Raw genomic sequence first — 265 nt, 5'->3', positions numbered from 1 at the left:
CCCTTCACCGCGCCCAGCAGGCTCCAGACCTCGCTGGAGCGTTGCTCGATGGCCAGGGTGCGGAAACCCATCTGCAGGCTGTTGAGCAGGGCGGTCACGGTGGTCGGGCCGGCCACCACCACGCGGTGTTCGCGCTGCAGCAGGTCGACCAGGCCGGGCCGGCGGATGGTCTCGGCGTACAGGCCCTCGGTGGGCAGGAACATCACCGCGAAATCGGTGGTGTGCGGCGGCACGATGTACTTGTCGCCGATCGACTTGGCCTGGA

General features: G+C 68.7%; 1 protein-coding gene. It reads right to left on the bottom strand.

From position 1 onward, the window contains the following. Positions 1–265, bottom strand: a 265-nt coding sequence (gene rmuC / locus SB822_RS57895) for a DNA recombination protein RmuC (protein ID WP_410859210.1), incomplete at both ends; no start/stop codon positions are given.

Source organism: Paraburkholderia sp. SIMBA_054, from assembly GCF_046534875.1.
Classification (GTDB): Bacteria; Pseudomonadota; Gammaproteobacteria; order Burkholderiales; family Burkholderiaceae; genus Paraburkholderia; species Paraburkholderia hospita.
This window is presented reverse-complemented; position numbering and strand designations above follow the sequence as displayed.